Source organism: Bradyrhizobium vignae (assembly GCF_004114425.1).
Taxonomy (GTDB): domain Bacteria; phylum Pseudomonadota; class Alphaproteobacteria; order Rhizobiales; family Xanthobacteraceae; genus Bradyrhizobium; species Bradyrhizobium vignae.
On the sequence record NZ_RDQF01000060.1, the window covers coordinates 1 to 16,626 of the forward strand.

Sequence of the window (16,626 nt, forward strand, 5' to 3'; positions counted from 1 at the left end):
GATAAGATCCATCCGGCAAGCGCGCGAGCAGGCGGTATTGTTGCAGCGACAAAGCAAGCCGCAGGATCGTGCTCTTGACGAGACCGGTCCGCTCGGCCAACTCCGCCAGCGACAAAGCACCGTCGCCGCGACGGAACGCGGTCAATACCGCGAGTGCCCGTTCGGCTGCCGATACGCCCTTGAGTCCAGCCTCCTTTTTCGCGGTCTGCTTTGCCATGTCCACCCTCATCTCCGCCACTTCCTAAGGCATTCTGCCCGCAGAGAGAAGGGGCTACGACATCGTAACGGATTCCAGAAAAGTGCAGGTTTCGTAAACTCGGCGGGGATTGTGAACCGCACCAGTTTCGCACCAGAAACGCTCCGACCGAAGCGCGACGAACCCAAACGGAATCGAACGAAAGCACCGGAAAATCAAGGAAGACGATCGATCTTCCGCCGCTCATAACGGTCTGGTTGCAGGTTCGAGTCCTGCCGGGCCCACCAATGAAGTCCAATTGTCCGTCCTCAACGGTGAAATGAAGCTCCTTGAGGCGCTTCGCCTCAAGCATCCTAAGCATGTCCGAAAACTGCCCGCGCGTAACCTGCAGCGAGGGGTGTAGAGAAGTAAGGGTGCTCGCGGCCCGTAACAGGACGCCCATGACGCCGGGCCAGGTGAAGCGCGCCTCAGGCATCGTGAAAGGCAGCGGGCATTTTCACGTAAGTGAACTCAACGGACTGCCTCGGTGGGCGGGGCTGAACGACCTATCCAAGGTTAACCGTGCGGCCTCCAAGGATTTCACCGCGCCAGTCGCCCATATCGTTGCGTCGTGTCACACTCAGATTATCGCGCTCTCATTAAAAAGGCGCTCCATTCCTTCTGCTTGTCCTTTCCAGGCGCCAGGCGCGAGGGTGAAACAAGACACCGGAAAACGATTCTCCTGTTTCGGGCGTTGTTTCCATCACAATACGAAGCAATTTTCCTGACATGATCCTCAATTCCGGGAACGTCGTTGAAGGTCTTCCTCGTGAAGCACGCTCGCTCGAGGTTTGGTAGCTCGTCCATCAGTCCCGTAACATCCCGCCAGACCGAGACGCGTCCGCCGATGTAACTGTCTTTTCGATGATGGGCGCGATCAGTGTCTACCATCACCTCTGAAATGATATCGACGAAGTCGATACCCCTTTCCCGCGTGAACCTCAGCCGTTCCGGATTGCGATTTTTACCCTTTAGATGTCCCTCTACTCCAAAGGCTGCTGGCAACAGGCTCCACAGATCGTTTCTTCCCGTCCCGTAAAAGAAGTCAGCGGTATTCTTGGGTGTATCCGGATTGAACGTTCCAATGATAAGGCACCTCGTTGCAGGGTTTATTTCGTGATTCCGAAATTTATGTTTGATCGGCGTGGGCGTCATTCTTTGCTTCCCGCATTTATTTCCGTGACGTGCTTGGCATCGGCTGCGTCAGACAATGAATCCCACCACCACCGAGAGCAATGTGGTCAATGCTCAGCATCCGGATGTCTCGGCCTGGAAATGATCTCTGCAACACGGAGTGCGCCGCCTCGTCCCGTTCTGGGTCTCCGAACTTCCCAGTAATGGCTGCGCCGTTCGCCAGGTAAGCGTTCAGGTATGACGGAGCAAACGAGCGGCCACGAAACCGCCAGTGCCGCCTGCGAGGCGGAAGGATCGAGTTTACAGTCATCGCGCTACCTCGACTGTCGGATTCGCTCTGAAGCACGTCGATATCTCTTGACCGATTTCTGGGCGTGGGCATCTCTGGATCGGGCGCTTCGACCAGAATTGCTCCGGGCGACGTGAAGAGCAGGTATCCGTCGGCATGGCCACTGGTAAATGGTTCATCGGCGTCGCCCTCAAGCCATATGATCTTGCGCCCGCCGACGGCGGAGAACCCACGCTCTATTTCCTCCATTTGCTCGTGCGCACTGCGACCAATTCGTGGGTTTCGGTTTTCGTTCAGCAGGCAGCTCTTGGTCACGATAACGGTACCCTCGCCGTCGGTCACGAACGCTCCTCCTTCTGCGACAAACTGTGCACGTATGGTCGCCAGCCCCAGTCTTGCGGCCAAGGGGCCGGCGAGAGCATCTCCAGGGCGTGCGGAGCGCGTTGAGCCCCAGCAATTGAAATTCCAGTCAACAGCGACGACTGCATCACCCCGCACCGCAAACGTCGGCGCAATGTCGCGCATCCAGATGTCGTCCACGGGAGCCGATAGGATCTCCACGTTCGGTCCAAATGACTGGCGCTTGGCCTCCGGAATTTGGTCGGACGGTGTCAGCAGGTAAACCGTTTCATATTCGGCGATGGTGACAACAACCTCGTGGAGTTCGCGCCTGACAGCATCGGCGTACATCCCCCATTCCCGGTGTATGGCCCAAGCCATCAGACAACAGGCGTGAGGCTCCCATTCGGCGGGAAGTCTGATTTCGTTGTACGACATTACTGCAATATCCCGCTCTATCTGGCTCTCGCTGCAATGTCGGGAAACCGGCCGAGCTTTCGGCTGACCAACCTAAAACCGAAATCGCTTTAGAATCCGCGTGAGCTTCGTGCCTCCTCGTATGCCTTGTTTATTCTGACCGCCTCATCTTCTGCGGCCTTCTTTATGAGCTCGCTGAGATTTGCCACCTTGTCCGGATGGCACTTCTTTATGGCGTCGCGATAGGCGGCTGTGATCTCCTCTGAAGAAGCCTCAGGAGAAACTCGGAGAACATCATGCCATCGCTTCTGCTCGATTGCCCTTTCTGGAGACCTTGTATCAACTCTCGCCTTCTCGTAGTCGACTTTTCTGTTTGGCTCATCCGGCTCCGCTGATTTCCGGGAGCTCTTCTCCGGCGGCCTATTGCCGCCACGGATCGAGGCAAGGGCTTGATAAGCTCGCTCTCGGTCGTTCTCATCTTTGAATCTCAGATTCCATTCTCGACTTCCCGGAAAGCTAAGCTTGATACAAAACGCCCTATCTGGCCGCCCGGTGGTGCTCCGCGAGAATTGAAGTTCAGCATTCCGTCCAGAATTCCAGTGCCACGGGAACCAAATAGATCCGCCCGACCACCAATGAAAATCAGGTGCTATCACGAGAAAGAATTGGCCGTTGGTCGCCTTCCACCGTTGTTCGAGGATCAGAACCGAGAAGGGCCAGCGGACACCGCGATATCTCGTCTTTGACATAACGCGAATCCTGTCGGCGGTAACGCCATTTCGAATTCTTCGTGGGACACGGGCAGCGGCATCCAGGAAATTCTCTTCCCGACCATCGGAATTCCGAGCGACACGTAAGCTCTGTAACGCAAACCATCGAATGAGCAGCACTAAAGGAATGAATTCGATCAGCATGTACTTGCTGTCGGGGTAAGCTAAACCTACTGCAAAAAAAGAGAGTTGTGCGGGCACTCCGATTCGCATGAGCTGAACTCGGAGACCTCTCTCTTTCGAGCTGGCGCGTAATTTCGTCTTTTTGAGTGGGCTGCTTTGCGAATTTCTTCTTTAGCAATCTGAATATTCGGCTTTGATCCATGTATCCGCCGCCCCCTCAGAGGATGATGCTGCGCAAACGCGACTCTTCTTTACCGTTCTAAAGCACCCAGCAAAAACGCAGCCAAAGCTAACCAAAACATCGAAGAGTAAGCGAATGTCATGAAGGGGCTGCGAGCTAACCGTGTTTGTTGTTGCGTCTGGCTGTATGATTTCGATCCGACCGAGACGTACATGGTCCACTGGATAACCATGCCAGGAAACAGGTAGAGCTTTTTTAGGATGCTACCCGATACGCCAGCTATATTGTCGCTCGCCATTTTTCAAATTTATCCAACAATAACAATTATTTATCGAATTTTATCCTAGTGAACGAACCAGGACGCGTCAAGGGTCGGAGGTGCCGTCCGCTGCCTTGTTGAATCTTGATAGCGGGTCGTTCGACGTGATGCTCAGCCGTGGCGTGCGCATCATGGCTTATGACGCAGCGATGAAGACCATCATGGACGAAGTGGCGGCCGACCTTTCTTGGTTCGTTAGCCATCCGTGTGACCTTATTCAGAGACTTGAGAGCTGCACGACAAGAGAAGGGCTCAATTCGCGATTGTCGCCCTACGCGAGACGGGTCGTCACGTTCTCACGGAGGTACGACCTGAACTTGTTTTACTCGCCCGCCTTCACGCCTTCCCATTCAAGATTTGGCTGCCGCGTAGCGACTATCGGGAGAGTAAGCCAGCGCCTTGACACCATCAGCATGTCCGACAACCGTGCTCTGTCTCGTCCGCCACGGCAACCTATCGTGCAGGTGGTTTAGCCAGGAGACTCCAACGAGAGATAGGCCTTTGTCGCACACAGCGGCTTTGTCCGAGTTCAAATCCAGCCTTTCGGAGAGCCTATCTTCGTCGTACGATGCCTCCCTCGACAAGTCGGGTGAATACGAGACGCCGCGAATTCCTCCGGTGCGCAACGGCGGCCTGTCGTCTCCCGCGAGCTGAGAGGAGGGATTGACGCAAGTCGGCCAGATGCTCCTCGAACGCACGGTTCGTCTCGTTAGTCCGCAAAGCAGACTGCGGTGATCAATTCGATCTGAAGGCGTCTGCCATATCGGGCTAGCGATCTTTGATCTTCGACCAAGATTTCAAAATTCAGTCATGGTGAACGACCCAATTGCCTAGTCCCGGCGCCGACGATGTCCGATCGACGATCACCCGACATGGATTCATACCGCGGCGTCAGCTACGTCGGTGGTCTGGTCGTGATTGGACTGATCTATTTCGCCTCGGCAAAGGCTGGCCTCGCCCTCGCCTCTATTCATCCCAGCGCAACACCAATTTGGCCGCCGACAGGTGTCGCGCTGGCGGCAGTGTTGTTGCGGGGATATCGAACCTGGCCCGCAATTTTTGCCGCGGCGATGATCGCCAATGCGACGACGGCAGGCTCCCTTGCCACCGCAATTGCGATTGCAACCGGTAACTCTCTCGAGGCGATTGCCGGCGCGTATCTCATCAATCGGTGGTCGGGCGGGTGTGAAACGTTTTCGACACCAAATTCTGTCGCAAAGTTTACCCTGATCTGCGTCGTGATCGCGACACCGATCAGCGCCACCATTGGACTGACCAGCCTGGCACTCTTCGGATACATCGAGCCAAAGAATTTTGCGGACGCGTGGATCACCTGGTGGCTGGGCGACGTGACCGGCGCACTAGTCATTGCCCCCGTAACCGTGCTGTGGGCATCAAACCACCATCAAGCCTCCAACTGGCACGATTTTGTCGAGACGGCAGGGGTCCTCGCGACAGCAGCGGCTGTCGGCCTCATTGCTTTCAGCCCCCTGATCGAGCAGACGCCCGGCCGAGATCCACTCGGCTTTCTGGCCATCCTGCCCATGCTATGGGCGGCGCTTCGTCGCGGTCCACGCGATACCGCAACGGTCGCTCTCGTGCTTGCGGGCATCACGATTTGGGCAACGCACGCGGGCGGCGGCCCCTTCGCGATTTCGGATCCCAACGCGTCATTCCTGCTCGTGTTGATGTTCTTGATCAGTATTACCGTTCCAAGCCTGCTGCTGAGCGCGGATGTTAAGGTCCGCGAGAAAGCGGAAGGAAACCTGCGCCGCGCGCATGTCGAACTCGAGCAGAAGGTCGCCGAGCGTACGCAGGAACTGGAGCTCGCCAACGCAGCCAAATCGCGCTTTCTCGCCATGGCAAGCCATGATTTGCGGCAGCCCTTACATGCGTTGGGGTTGTTCGTCGCCCAGCTGCGGACGCCACTCAAACCGGAGGAAAGGACAAACACGATCGAACGGATCGACGCAACCCGCAAGGAAATGGATGAAATGTTCAATTCGCTCCTGGACATTTCCAGGCTGGATGCCGGGATGCTTACCCCCAAAATCACCGAATTCCCGATCGGGCGCTTGTTGCAGAAAATCGAGACTGCGTTTGACCAGGCCACGCAAAAAAAGGGGCTGCGGCTACGCGTCAGGCCAAGTGACGCCTGGGTGCGAAGCGACGCGATGCTGCTCGAACGCATCATGCTGAATCTTGTGTCAAATGCGGTGCGCTATACGTTGCAGGGCGGGATCCTCGTCGGATGTCGTCGGCGCGGTGAAATGTTGCGTATCGAAGTATGCGATACCGGTCCTGGCATTCCCGAGGATCAAAAGCAGAATATCTTTCGCGAGTTTTTTCAAGTTCCCACCTCAGAACAGAACCGGTCCGGCGGACTGGGCCTCGGTCTGGCCATCGTCGACAGGCTTCGTCTGCTTCTCGACCATCAAATCGACCTGGTTTCGACTGTGGGCCGAGGTTCGCGATTTGCGATCCTGGTTCCGAAAGTCGATCAATGCATCAGGTCCGCGGCGCCCGCCGTCTTACCCCACGCCGGCGCCTTGGCGGTCGACGGCAAGGCAATTCTTGTTATTGCCGATACTCCGATCGTGCAGGAGGGAACGGGCGGATTGCTTAGCAAATGGGGATACTCGGTACTTGCCGCCGGCTCCGACGAAGCTGCACTTGTCCGACTTGCCGAGCGCGAACAGCGTCCCGATCTCATAATCTCGGACTATCATCTCGCAAGCGGTAGGACCGGGATCCGGGCAATCGAACAAGTCAATGCGGCGTTTGGCTCGCCAATTCCCGCCATTCTCGTCAGCGGCGATACCGCAGCTGAACCTCTGCGGGACGCCAGGGACAGAGGGTACATTTTGCTGCACAAGCCCGTCGATCCGATGCGGCTCCGTGCTGTCATGCATGAGCTCCTTAGGGATCACGATGGTGGGAGAGGCACCGGGGCAGTTTCATGAATCAGATTTCGGCGGCACCTCCCAGCCCATTTTTCCGACCTTAATGACGGCCTCGGTGCGCGTCGCTACGCCGAGCGCCTTGAGAACGACCGTGATGTGATTCTTCACTGTCGGCACTGCCATATTGAGCGTCCTGGCAATGACCTTGTTGGTTTTCCCCTTCATCAGCAGCGCAAGTACGTCGATCTGACGATCGGTCAATCCAAGCCCCTTGAGCGAGCCGCGAGCCAATGGCTTATCTGCAAACCGCGGGTCCGCTGTTTCCTCCAGAATCTCCGAGGGAATGTAAACTCCGCCGGAAAACACCAACTCAATAGCGTTGAGCATCACCTCACGTTCCGTGGTTTTGGGGATGAAACCCAGCGCGCCAAGCTTGAAAGCGCGCCTGACCGTATCGTGATCATCGGAGGATGAGAGAATGATGATAGCAATGGTCGCATAGCGATGGCGCAGTTCGCAGAGGACAGAGAAGCCGTCGCGGTCAGGTAGATTGATGTCAAGCAAAATGAGGCTGATATCGGGATGCTCCTCGACGATGTGCATGGCCTCTCGGCTGCTCGAAGCTTCGAATATCACGGCTTCTCGCTTCAATTGCTTGAGGACAGCGTGCAACGCCTCGCGAATCAATGTGTGATCGTCAACAACAAGCACTTTCATAAAAATGCTCTCCGTCCTCTGACCGCCCGGAGATCAATGAAAAATCATACACCCACCTTCGAAACCGTCCATCTTCTATCTCTGGTCCAGCGGTTCGCCGTCAGGCACTCAGAGTAGGAGCCGAGCGCTGCTGTGTGGTATGATTGCAACGGCACACAGTCGTAAGGAGCGCGCGCTGCATGGAGCGCGGAACTCGCTTAGCCCCTCCGTCCACGCGAGCGACAAATTGCTCATCATGCGGTCTCAATACCGCGTTCGGGATAGTACCTTGGTCATAGGACCTAGGCACCTCTCTGTACCGACCTCCGGCCGATTTACAGTCTGTGCCACTTGAAAGATGATGTCGACAGTCGGTCCTCCCACCAGCGTTCTACCCAGCGCGGCCATGTGATCATTGTCGCAATTGCTGTCGTTGCCAGGTCGATGTGAAGCAACCTTGAACTGCGGCGCTGTCACGACCCGCAGGGCCGCGCTTTTTTTTCAAGTTCGATCCGTCTCGATCGTTCCTCTTTGAGCGTGCGCGCACGCTGGACGAGGCAAGCCAATGCATGATCGAACCGCCACCCTGAAGCCATCCGCGGACGTGGCGTCGGAGCTGAAAGCCAACGGCCGCGACGTGCGCATTGATGCCTGCCGCGGCATCGCGCTCTGGTGCATCTTTCTTGATCATGTCCCCAATAACATTGGAAGCTGGCTGACGCTGCGGAACTACGGCTTCAGCGATGCCGCGGAAGTGTTCATGTTCGTCTCAGGGGTCACCTGCGCACTGGCCTACGGTAAGGTATGGGGCCGCGAGGGATGGAGCAGCGTGATCCGCCGGACGCTGCGGCGAAGCTGGGACATCTATGTCGCGTTTCTGCTGCTCACGCTCGCCTGCGCGACCCTAGTCCACATCGCCGGCGTGGAACGCCTTGCCGACGAGAGCAATACGCGCATTCTGTTGGATCAGCCGGGCGCAACGCTCGCGCACGCGGCGATTCTGCAATACCGCCCAGTCAATACCGATGTGTTGCCGATCTTCGTGCTCCTCCACCTCTTGTTCGCGCCGTTGCTGTGGTTGCTGCTCCGACTGCCCAACGTGACGCTCGGCGCCTCGCTGGCGCTTTATACACTGGTGCATATGTTCGGCTGGTCCTTGCCGGCGTGGCCAAACGGCCACTGGGCTTTCAATCCACTGGCCTGGCAGCTGCTGGTGGTCCTTGGCGCGTGGGTGATAATCGCGGGCGGAAGAGTGCGCCCCTGGCTAACGTCACCTTTGGCGCTCGTGCCTGCCGTTCTCTATCTGGTCTTCAGCCTCGTCATCGTATTGAGCTGGAGAATCAAGCCGCTGGAAGCATTGATCCCGCAGGGGCTGACGAAGTTGGCCTACCAGATGGACAAATCGAATCTCGATCCGTTGCGTCTGTTGCATTTCTTGGCCCTAGCGGTTGTGGCGGTATGGTTGGTGCCGCCCAATCGACGAGCATTGACGACTGCGGTAATGCGCGGCGCCATCCTCTGTGGCAGGCACTCTTTGCCAATCTTCTGCCTCGGTGTCCTGCTTACGCTCGCTAGCCTCCTGGCGCTGCTCGACATATCGGCGGGGCTTGCGATGCAGATCACGCTCAGCGCTGGTGGTGTCCTGACGATGATCATGGCGGCGACGCTACTGAACTTGATCAAGAGCAAACCCAGGCCGCAGCTGGCCATTGCACTGCCTGTGAGTGTGCGCGCCGAGGGGAACGCTTGGGGCACCGTTAGCTGGCGCACCCTGGAGGCGTTCCGCCGAGGACTGCGCGAGTTCGGCTGGGCCGGCGACCAGAAGCGCCTCGTCAGCGAGCGGCCATCCCACCAGGGGCCTCGCTTCGCAGACGAATTGGTACGATCAAGCAGGCTCAACGTGAGCGAGCACCCGGCCATGTCGAGCGAGGTGACGTAGCTGCCGATCAGCGAGCGGGCGATGCGCAAGCCGCGCTTCCACCGGGTCGCGTCGGAGCGTATTGCCAATGCCACCCAACGCCTGCGGCATCATCCATACCGCGCCCTTTCGAAAGCTGAAGGCGCTGCAGGCTGCCGCACGCCGTCTCACCCCTCCACCCGCCACAGCCTCCATCTTTCCGGCACGCCCTTCAGCCGGTGCAAGCCGTGATCCTTCAGGCTCGCCGCCGCCTGCGCCGTCATCAGCTCCTTCACCGCACTCGACACCAGCACCTCCCCTGCCCGCGCCTTCGCCGCGACGCGGGTGCCGATGTGGAAGGCGAGGCCGACCATTTCGCCGCCGCTGATGGTGTATTCGCCGGCGTGCAGGCCGACCCGGATCTCGAGGCCGAGCGTGCGCACGGCTTTCTGGATCGCGGTCGCGCAAGCAATGCCGGCGGCGGGTTTCCTGAACGTCGCCAGCACGCCGTCGCCGGTGGTCACGACCTCCTTGCCGCGGCACGTCTTCAACTCCTTGCGGACGGCAGCATAGTAATGGCCCATGACCTTGGTCCAGCGCGCATCGCCGAGCTTCGCCGCCTTCGCGGTGGAGCCGACGATGTCGACGATCAGGATGGTGGCGAGCGCCTGCTTGAGCTCGGCGCTGCGTGCGGCGGACGGGCGCCGGTTCGCGATCGGTCCGGTCAGCGGCTCATAGCGATGATTGCGGCGCCGCGCGATCGCGGCCTTCGTATAGTCCTGCGCGCGCTGCGCAGTGCCGCAACGAACCGTCTTCTCCTGCGGCAGACGCGACCAATAGACCTTGCGCCCATCGCCGGCGCCATGCACCTCCACGGCGCCCCACTTCAGGAAGACTGCCGAGCCAACACGCCTGACGCACCACGCCTTCGACGTGTACCCGGAGACGTTCGACTGATGGACCCCGATGCGTAGGAATTTCGGCATGAACGAGCGGCCAAGGACCGTTTGGGCGTAGCTTGGCGCAAAACCTAGACGCACAACCCGGCGCTGGCAACAGTGCTGCCAACCCGCATGCCGTCGCCGCATCCCAAGCTCGCAGCCTAAATTCCTCTGCCCCCCGCCCTGCCTGCCGATCGTACAGCGCCATGCAGCCGGACGTTCGGCCGGATGCTGCGCCATCCATGCGGCGAGCTGCGGCGCGCCCATCAGGCAGGACTGCATCGTCACGTCGGCGAAGTCCGAGGTCGTGACGATTTGTTCACGACAGTTCGTCGGTGACGAAAGGCTGCAGAGCAAGCGGCGGCAGCCCGGCACGGGGGCGGTCGAGACATAGGCGGAGCAGGCAGAGCGGTTCCGCCGACTGCAGCGCTGCGAGCTCCGATTGGCACTTCCTGCGGCAAGGTGCGTTGCGCTCTTTTCGAGGAGGCGCAGATGACCAAGACGCAGACGACCAGGACCAACGCGCAGGACTCAAGGACCGGGATCCAGCCAACGCTCAATCCTGGCGATGAAGCCCCGCCCGGAACCATGGGCACCGGCGAAGACGTCTGTCCCGACTGTCATGGCAAGGGTCGCATCGACGGTGCCCCCTGCGCCACCTGCGGCGGGAGTGGCACCATTACGCGGGCCATTGGCGGCGCTTGACGTTGCTCCCTTGAGCGAGGCTTCATCTTGACAGCAAACGATGGCCGTCACCCGTGTTTGCGGAGCGCCCTCGGGGATAACGACACGAGGCAAAGCCGGAGCGGCCAGATGAACGCGCCGGGCGCCGGCACGACGGGAACGAACCGCAAATGGCCGCGGGCGGAAGGTCGCTTAGCCCTGATACGCAAACAGCTCGATCGGATCGCTGAAGCCGCGCACCTCGTGCCTGCCGACATGCTCGAGCTGAAACTCCTTCTCCACGAGCTCGGCGAAATCGCGTGACAGCAGCACGTTCCTGCCGAGCTTCTTGGTCAGCGCCTCGAGGCGGGAGGCCATGTTGACGGCCGGGCCGATCACGGTGAAATCGAGCCGGCTGGCCGATCCGATGTTGCCGTACATGACGTCACCGACATGGACGCCGATGCCGTAGTTCAGCGGCGCGCGGCCGGTTGCGCTGTTCCGTTCGTTCAGCGCGGCCATGGCCTGCCGGGCCTCGGCCACGGCATGGAGCAGATTGGCGCAGGCGTTGGGCGTATGAAGCGGAAAGATGGCGAGCAGTCCGTCGCCGATGAACTTGAGGATCTCGCCGCCGTGCCGCGCAATCGGCTCCGACATCGCGTCGAAATAGTCGTTGAGCAGGTCGATCACGTCGTCGCGCGGCCAGTTGTCGGAGATCTTGGTGAAATCCCTGAGGTCGCAGATCATGATCGCAGCGCGCACCGTCGTGCCGCTGCCGCGCCTCGTGGCGCCGGCCAGGATCAACTCGCCGGCATGAGAGCCGACATAGGTCTCCAGCAGCGTGCGCGCCAGGCGGTTCTTGACGCGGATCTCGCTGACCAGCGCCAGCACCGGCAACAGCTTCTTCAGGCCGGCGACATGCGCATCGTCGAACCCGCCGGGCCGATCGGTCGCGAAAGTGACGATGTGCCGCTTGCCGAGCGTATGGTAGAGCGGCCAGGCGACATAGTCGGTGAGGCCCTTGGCCCGCATCTCGTCATAGAGGGCGTGCTTGCGGCTGAGCGAAGAATCCTGCTCGAGCCGCTCGCGCACCTCGGCGGCGCCGTCATGGATCTCGTTGGCGGCGCTTCCGATATATTCGGACCGCTCGCGAACGTCATAGTCGACCAGCGCAATCTCCGCCTCGCGCATCCCGTCGGACCACATCATGCGGGCCCCCAGCCACTGCGGGTGATTGATCAGGATGTGAAGCGTCGCGCGCTTCACCGGAATGCCCGCCTGCTGGAGACGGATACACATCTGCGCGAAGATGTTGTCGATGAAGCGCTCGTCGCGCGTGCCGGTGGTCAGCCAGTCGACGACGCCGTCGGCCTGCGCAGGGACATGGTTGTCTGGTGCGTTCATATCCTGCCCCTCGGGCTGCGGTCTTTGGGGAAGCAGATATCGTGCTCCGGCCGGGCGGCGTCAACCTAGCCAGTTGCACGGATTGTGCGCAGCGACCGGCGCTAACCGAGGAGCCGGATCGACCCCAGCACCGCCAGACCCGAGACGAGCGCGAGCTGCGATGGCCCGAGCAGCTCGACTTTCAGCGTGCCGTTGTGGGGAATCGCAATATTCTCATTGTCGAGACTGATGCGGCATTCGCCCCGAGGTGCGTAGACCAGATGCGTGCCGGCGGCCAGCCGCCGGTCGCCGGGCTCCTTAAGCGCGATGAGATCGATCTCCGCCGCACCGCGCCGCGCCATGAGGTTCACGACCTCGACGGGCCCGGCCTCGAGCTCGGTCACGATCTCGAGCTCGCCGGTGAAGCGCACGGTCGTAAAAGGTTCACGTTCGTCGAATTCCTGCCCGAGGGCCTTCAGCACCAGCCCGCGCCCATCGACGACCATCTGCAAGCGATCGATGCCGGGCATATGGGAGAAGGGACCCGGCGCCACGATCGGCGTCGACGCAAAGCGCCAGTGCAGGCTGTCCCAGCTCTTCTCGCGTGCATCGGCCCGATGAGCGTCCGCGATGTCGGTGAAGATGCCGCCGCCGTTCTTCCAGGGCGAGCGGGTGTAGTTTTCGGGTCTGAGCAATATGGTTTTCATATCGTGAGTCGTCCGGGAACGCCGGAGTTTGCACCCGAGTTTGTAGCCGGATGAAGCGCAGCGCAATCCGGGTCAGCTCGCGCCCTGAAGCACTGGCCCCGGATTGCGCTCCCAGCTACATCCCGCTCAGGACGGTATCCGCCGCGAGGGCCTGCCGGTGACGTAGACGCTTTCGGAGCCGGCCGACGCAGCACTTCCTTTACCAAAAGCCCCGCTGCATCGGCTGCGCCGGCTGATAATACTGGTACTGGCTGCGCGGGCGCGGATTGACCGGCTGGACGTAGGGATCACGCTGCTGGAAGAAGAAGCCGAAGCCGTTGCCGCCGTTGTCCCAGCCGTCATCGCTGGCGATCATGGCAGGCGCGGTCGGCTTGCGCGTGATGAAGCCGCCCTGCGGCTCGTTGCTCAGCACTGCGACGAACTCTGTCCGGTAATTGGTCTCGCTGCTCAGCGGCTCATCGGAGATGATGATCGAGGAGCGCGGCAATGCGGTCGGCCCGATGCGATCCCACACGTCCTGCGGGATGGTGATGCGGTCGAGCGCATTGCGGGCGTCGTCGCCGTTGTCGATCGTGACCACGCTCCAGCGCAGGCCCGAATCGGTCTTCGCCATCGCCGTGAAGATGTGCGTGCCGAGCGGCTGGTCGGGATTGCGGATCGTGACGGGAACCTCGATGCTGGTGTCGAACACCTCGCCGCCGCCGTCGGGCGCTGGCTTGTGCGTGTTCCGCCGCACGTAGAGCTTCTGCGTCGCACGGCTGATGTAAACCGAGACCGGCTCACCCGCGAGCTTTGCATCGGTCGCCGCCTTGACGGCGTCGGCCTTCCTGGCCGCGGCCGCCTTCGCGGCTTCCTTGGTGGCGGCCGCTGCATCGCGCTTCGGCTGCGCGGCGGCCCTGGCGGCGTCGAGCTGCGTCGCCGCGTCGGCAGCCTTGGCCACCGCCTTTTGCTTCAACTCCTCGGCCTTGGCGCGTGCCTGATCGGTTTTGGCGTTCACGAGCGTCTTGTCGGCGAAGGCGAGCTCGGCATCTGCGCGGGCCTTCTGCTGTTCCAGCTTGCGCAGCGCGGCAGGGAGCGAGGCAGCTTCCTTCGCGGCAGCGGAAGCAGCCTTCTTGGCCTCGTCGGCCACCCTTGTGGCCTCGTCGGCCTCGGCGGAGAGCTTGTCGGCCCGGCTGGGCGCCGCCGCGATCGCCTCCGGCTTCGGCACGAACAGCGAGGGGTGAGAGAAGTCGGTCGGGACCGTGTCATACGGCGAGATGATCACCCGCATTCCGATATAGGTCTTGTCGAACAGGTTCTCGGCAAAGCCGAACGGCATGCGCACGCAGCCGTGCGAAGCGGCATAACCGGGCAGCGGCCCGCCATGCAGCGCGATTCCGTTCCAGGTGATGCGCTGCATGTTCGGCATCCAGGCATCGTCATACATGGTCGAGCGGTGGTCCTTGTCCTTCTCGATGATGGCGAACACGCCGGCCGGCGTCTCGCGGCCCGTGGTGCCGGTCGACACCGGCGCGCGCAGGATCCAGCCGTCGGCATCATAGAAAGTGACCTGCTGGCTCTTGATCGACACGATCGCCATGATCGGCTCGCCGGCCACACGCGGCGCCACCGCCTCGGTCACCTGGCGCGGCTGCTTGGCGGCTGTCGCCGGGGCCGCCGCCGTCAATGCGACGACCGCGGCCAGCGCCACGAGTCCGGAAGGCCTCCAACTCCGCATCGCCACGGTGGATTGCGCCCTCGTCGGTCGGTTTTTCATGCCATCCTCGGTCGAAATGCCAGTCCGCCTGTGCCGATCACGTGCCAGATTGGAATCATTGCATTAAGAAGTCGCAGCCGCCTTACGTTCCGTCTGTGGCGAGATTCGGCATGTTCCCGCGACAAATCACTCATATACGACGGCTGCCACAGGCGGAAGGCGGCCTCCGGTCGAAGCTGGCGTGAAGCTGGCCCCGATCGCTGCGGCAGAATGTCCGGTTAGCTGGCGGGGGGTGCGTCGTGACGGCGACGCCCACCGGCGCGCAACTAAACGCCCAGCGCCTTGCGGTTGAACGTGCGGAGAAATCGCAGCGACAACGTTCGCACGTTCGCAACGTTCAGCAGCCAGACCGCAACCGCATAAGCAAAGCCGCCGGCAAGGCTCACGATGATCAGCGACACGAGGCCGGTGCCGCCAGTTTGCGAGCGCGCAACCAGAATCGCGGCCGCCATCACCGCTGCGGAGAGGGCAATGCCGGCGAGGCGATTGAGCTCGAACGGGACCGGGTGGGCCCGATGCATCAGGACGACGGCAACGAGGAAGCCGATCGCCTCGGTCGCCAGCGTCGCCAGCGCCGCGCCGTAAAGGCCGTAAGGAGCGATCAGCGCGAACATCAGGATCACGCTGACCACCAGCGTGAGAAAGGATTGCGCCGCCAGCATGAAGGGGCGCTCGGCAAGCTGGAAGCTGATCTGCACGTAGAACTGATTGGCGATGCCGAAAAGCCGCGCAAGCACCAGGGTCGGCAGCAGCGCCGAGACGCCGGCGCGGAAGTCGATGCCGACGAGCGTGCCGGCGACCTGGTCCGCCGCAAGCGCGAGCCATATCGCGACGGGTGCCACGACGGCCAGCAGGAGTTCGAGACTTTCGGTCAGCCGCTCCCGCGTCGTCTCGCTGCTATTCTCGGACAATGACCGGAACACCAGCGGCACGGTCGCCGCGGCGACGCTGGATGCGATCATCACCATGAACTGGCGCGGCAGATCGGCGGCAACGCCGAAGATGCCGGCAGCGTCCTTGCCGAGCAAATAGGCGACGATGAGCCGGTCGCAGGCCGAATAGACGGCAACGGACAATCCTGCCAACGTCAGCGGCAGACCGTAGCGGGCCAGCTGCATGAACTGGCTGCGCTGGAAGCGCGCGATCCTGCTGCGGTCGCCTGCGAGGTTCAGGATGATGCCGGCGAGCGACCCCAGACCGAACGCCGCGAGCAGCCCCAATCCGCCCCAGCCGAGCCAGATGCCGACGAGGCCGAAGCCGACGCTGGAGACGCTGCGCACGATCGCGATCGCCGCGAAGCGGTAGGGACGCAATTTGGCGCGCTCGAACTCCTGGCCGACATCGACCGCATTGGCCATGATCGCGACGAACATGCTGGCGAGCAGCAGCTCGACACTGATGTCGCTGCGAAACAGCAAGACCAGCGGTGTGGTGGCACAGAGCACCGCGACCGTGAGGACGAAGGCGACCATCGCCGTGCCGCGAAAATCGACCTCCGCCGACATCGCCTGATAGCGCGACACCGACAGCTTGATCCAGGCGAAGAAGATCGCGCCCAGAATGCCCGCAAGGCTGATACCGACGACATAGACGCCGTACTCAGCCGGGCTCACGAGCCGCGTATAGGCCGTGACCGCGAAAAAGCCCACGGCCGCCGGCAGGATGTAGGCCACGAGATAAATCGAGAAATGGCGGTTCAGCATGCGAGCACGGGACCGGCAGCGGTCTTGCGATTATGACGGCTGTTAATCGATGGGGCCTTGGCGAACGAACTGCGCCGCAGCATGGCGCAAGAGTGTCACATAAGTCTCCAGATCGGGCGGCGAATGCGGCTTTGACGCCGCTTTCGCGCGTTAGCGTTAAATTTGCCCTT

General features: G+C 61.0%; 12 protein-coding genes and 3 pseudogenes. 3 read left to right on the forward strand and 12 right to left on the reverse strand.

What is annotated here, in order from left to right:
* The 4 genes from EAV90_RS32785 to EAV90_RS32800 form a co-directional block, all read right to left on the reverse strand.
* A partial coding sequence (locus EAV90_RS32785; protein WP_164937209.1) for a helix-turn-helix domain-containing protein occupies positions 1–217 on the reverse strand: 217 nt, incomplete at its 3' end.
* Positions 218–820: 603 nt separating this feature from the next.
* Positions 821–1,390 carry a uracil-DNA glycosylase family protein gene (locus EAV90_RS32790; protein WP_129145799.1) on the reverse strand — a complete coding sequence of 190 codons (570 nt, stop codon included), beginning with the start codon at positions 1,388–1,390 and terminating at the stop codon, positions 821–823.
* 16 nt (positions 1,391–1,406) lie between these two features.
* A complete protein-coding gene (locus EAV90_RS32795) occupies positions 1,407–2,435 on the reverse strand; it encodes an agmatine deiminase family protein (protein ID WP_122401234.1) in 1,029 nt (342 codons plus the stop codon).
* An 89-nt stretch (positions 2,436–2,524) separates the two neighbouring features.
* Positions 2,525–3,163 (reverse strand): J domain-containing protein, encoded by a 639-nt coding sequence (locus EAV90_RS32800; RefSeq protein WP_164937210.1) that lies wholly within the window; start codon positions 3,161–3,163, stop codon positions 2,525–2,527.
* 1,516 nt (positions 3,164–4,679) lie between these two features.
* Here EAV90_RS32800 and EAV90_RS32805 point away from each other — a divergent pair.
* On the forward strand, positions 4,680–6,770 hold the full coding sequence (locus EAV90_RS32805) for an MASE1 domain-containing protein (protein ID WP_245509672.1): 2,091 nt from the start codon (positions 4,680–4,682) through the stop codon (positions 6,768–6,770).
* On the opposite strand, the gene EAV90_RS32810 is transcribed toward EAV90_RS32805, so the two are convergent.
* The gene (locus EAV90_RS32810) at positions 6,765–7,427 is read right to left on the reverse strand and encodes a response regulator transcription factor (protein WP_122401229.1); all 663 of its coding nucleotides are present in this window, start codon (positions 7,425–7,427) and stop codon (positions 6,765–6,767) included. The two genes, EAV90_RS32805 and EAV90_RS32810, sit on opposite strands and share 6 nt — an antisense overlap.
* 544 nt (positions 7,428–7,971) lie before the next feature.
* Here EAV90_RS32810 and EAV90_RS32815 point away from each other — a divergent pair.
* A pseudogene (locus EAV90_RS32815) lies at positions 7,972–9,078 on the forward strand (OpgC domain-containing protein); the annotation flags it as partial.
* Positions 9,079–9,284: 206 nt separating this feature from the next.
* On the opposite strand, the pseudogene EAV90_RS41885 reads toward EAV90_RS32815, so the two are convergent.
* From EAV90_RS41885 to EAV90_RS41545, 3 genes and pseudogenes are all read right to left on the reverse strand, one after another.
* Positions 9,285–9,380 (reverse strand): annotated as a pseudogene (locus EAV90_RS41885) (dihydroxyacetone kinase subunit DhaK); the annotation flags it as partial.
* A 111-nt stretch (positions 9,381–9,491) separates the two neighbouring features.
* Positions 9,492–10,289 (reverse strand): adenylate/guanylate cyclase domain-containing protein, encoded by a 798-nt coding sequence (locus EAV90_RS32820; protein ID WP_122406411.1) that lies wholly within the window; start codon positions 10,287–10,289, stop codon positions 9,492–9,494.
* A gap of 132 nt (positions 10,290–10,421) precedes the next feature.
* Positions 10,422–10,619, reverse strand: a pseudogene (locus tag EAV90_RS41545) (hypothetical protein); the annotation flags it as partial.
* Between the two features lie 117 nt (positions 10,620–10,736).
* Between EAV90_RS41545 and EAV90_RS32830 the strand changes: the two are divergent.
* Positions 10,737–10,949, forward strand: a complete 213-nt coding sequence (locus EAV90_RS32830) for a hypothetical protein (RefSeq protein ID WP_122406410.1) — start codon at positions 10,737–10,739, stop codon at positions 10,947–10,949.
* Between the two features lie 171 nt (positions 10,950–11,120).
* Here EAV90_RS32830 and EAV90_RS32835 read toward each other — a convergent pair whose 3' ends face one another.
* The 4 genes from EAV90_RS32835 to EAV90_RS32850 form a co-directional block, all read right to left on the reverse strand.
* Complete coding sequence (locus tag EAV90_RS32835) at positions 11,121–12,311, reverse strand: adenylate/guanylate cyclase domain-containing protein (protein WP_122401227.1); 1,191 nt, start codon at positions 12,309–12,311, stop codon at positions 11,121–11,123.
* Between the two features lie 101 nt (positions 12,312–12,412).
* Positions 12,413–12,997 carry a HutD/Ves family protein gene (locus EAV90_RS32840; protein ID WP_129145802.1) on the reverse strand — a complete coding sequence of 195 codons (585 nt, stop codon included), beginning with the start codon at positions 12,995–12,997 and terminating at the stop codon, positions 12,413–12,415.
* 199 nt (positions 12,998–13,196) lie between these two features.
* Complete coding sequence (locus EAV90_RS32845) at positions 13,197–14,753, reverse strand: L,D-transpeptidase (protein WP_122401225.1); 1,557 nt, start codon at positions 14,751–14,753, stop codon at positions 13,197–13,199.
* Between the two features lie 266 nt (positions 14,754–15,019).
* Positions 15,020–16,456, reverse strand: a complete 1,437-nt coding sequence (locus EAV90_RS32850) for a lipopolysaccharide biosynthesis protein (protein ID WP_122401224.1) — start codon at positions 16,454–16,456, stop codon at positions 15,020–15,022.
* Positions 16,457–16,626 lie beyond the last annotated feature (170 nt).

What these genes read in the sequence shown, in the direction of transcription:
- EAV90_RS32790 (WP_129145799.1), bottom strand. Translation starts at nt 1,390, where the DNA reads ATGACGCCCACGCCGATCAAACATAAATTTCGGAATCACGAAATAAAC.
- EAV90_RS32795 (WP_122401234.1), bottom strand. Translation starts at nt 2,435, where the DNA reads ATGTCGTACAACGAAATCAGACTTCCCGCCGAATGGGAGCCTCACGCC.
- EAV90_RS32800 (WP_164937210.1), bottom strand. Translation starts at nt 3,163, where the DNA reads ATGTCAAAGACGAGATATCGCGGTGTCCGCTGGCCCTTCTCGGTTCTG.
- EAV90_RS32805 (WP_245509672.1), top strand. Translation starts at nt 4,680, where the DNA reads ATGGATTCATACCGCGGCGTCAGCTACGTCGGTGGTCTGGTCGTGATT.
- EAV90_RS32810 (WP_122401229.1), bottom strand. Translation starts at nt 7,427, where the DNA reads ATGAAAGTGCTTGTTGTTGACGATCACACATTGATTCGCGAGGCGTTG.
- EAV90_RS32820 (WP_122406411.1), bottom strand. Translation starts at nt 10,289, where the DNA reads ATGCCGAAATTCCTACGCATCGGGGTCCATCAGTCGAACGTCTCCGGG.
- EAV90_RS32830 (WP_122406410.1), top strand. Translation starts at nt 10,737, where the DNA reads ATGACCAAGACGCAGACGACCAGGACCAACGCGCAGGACTCAAGGACC.
- EAV90_RS32835 (WP_122401227.1), bottom strand. Translation starts at nt 12,311, where the DNA reads ATGAACGCACCAGACAACCATGTCCCTGCGCAGGCCGACGGCGTCGTC.
- EAV90_RS32840 (WP_129145802.1), bottom strand. Translation starts at nt 12,997, where the DNA reads ATGAAAACCATATTGCTCAGACCCGAAAACTACACCCGCTCGCCCTGG.
- EAV90_RS32845 (WP_122401225.1), bottom strand. Translation starts at nt 14,753, where the DNA reads ATGAAAAACCGACCGACGAGGGCGCAATCCACCGTGGCGATGCGGAGT.
- EAV90_RS32850 (WP_122401224.1), bottom strand. Translation starts at nt 16,456, where the DNA reads ATGCTGAACCGCCATTTCTCGATTTATCTCGTGGCCTACATCCTGCCG.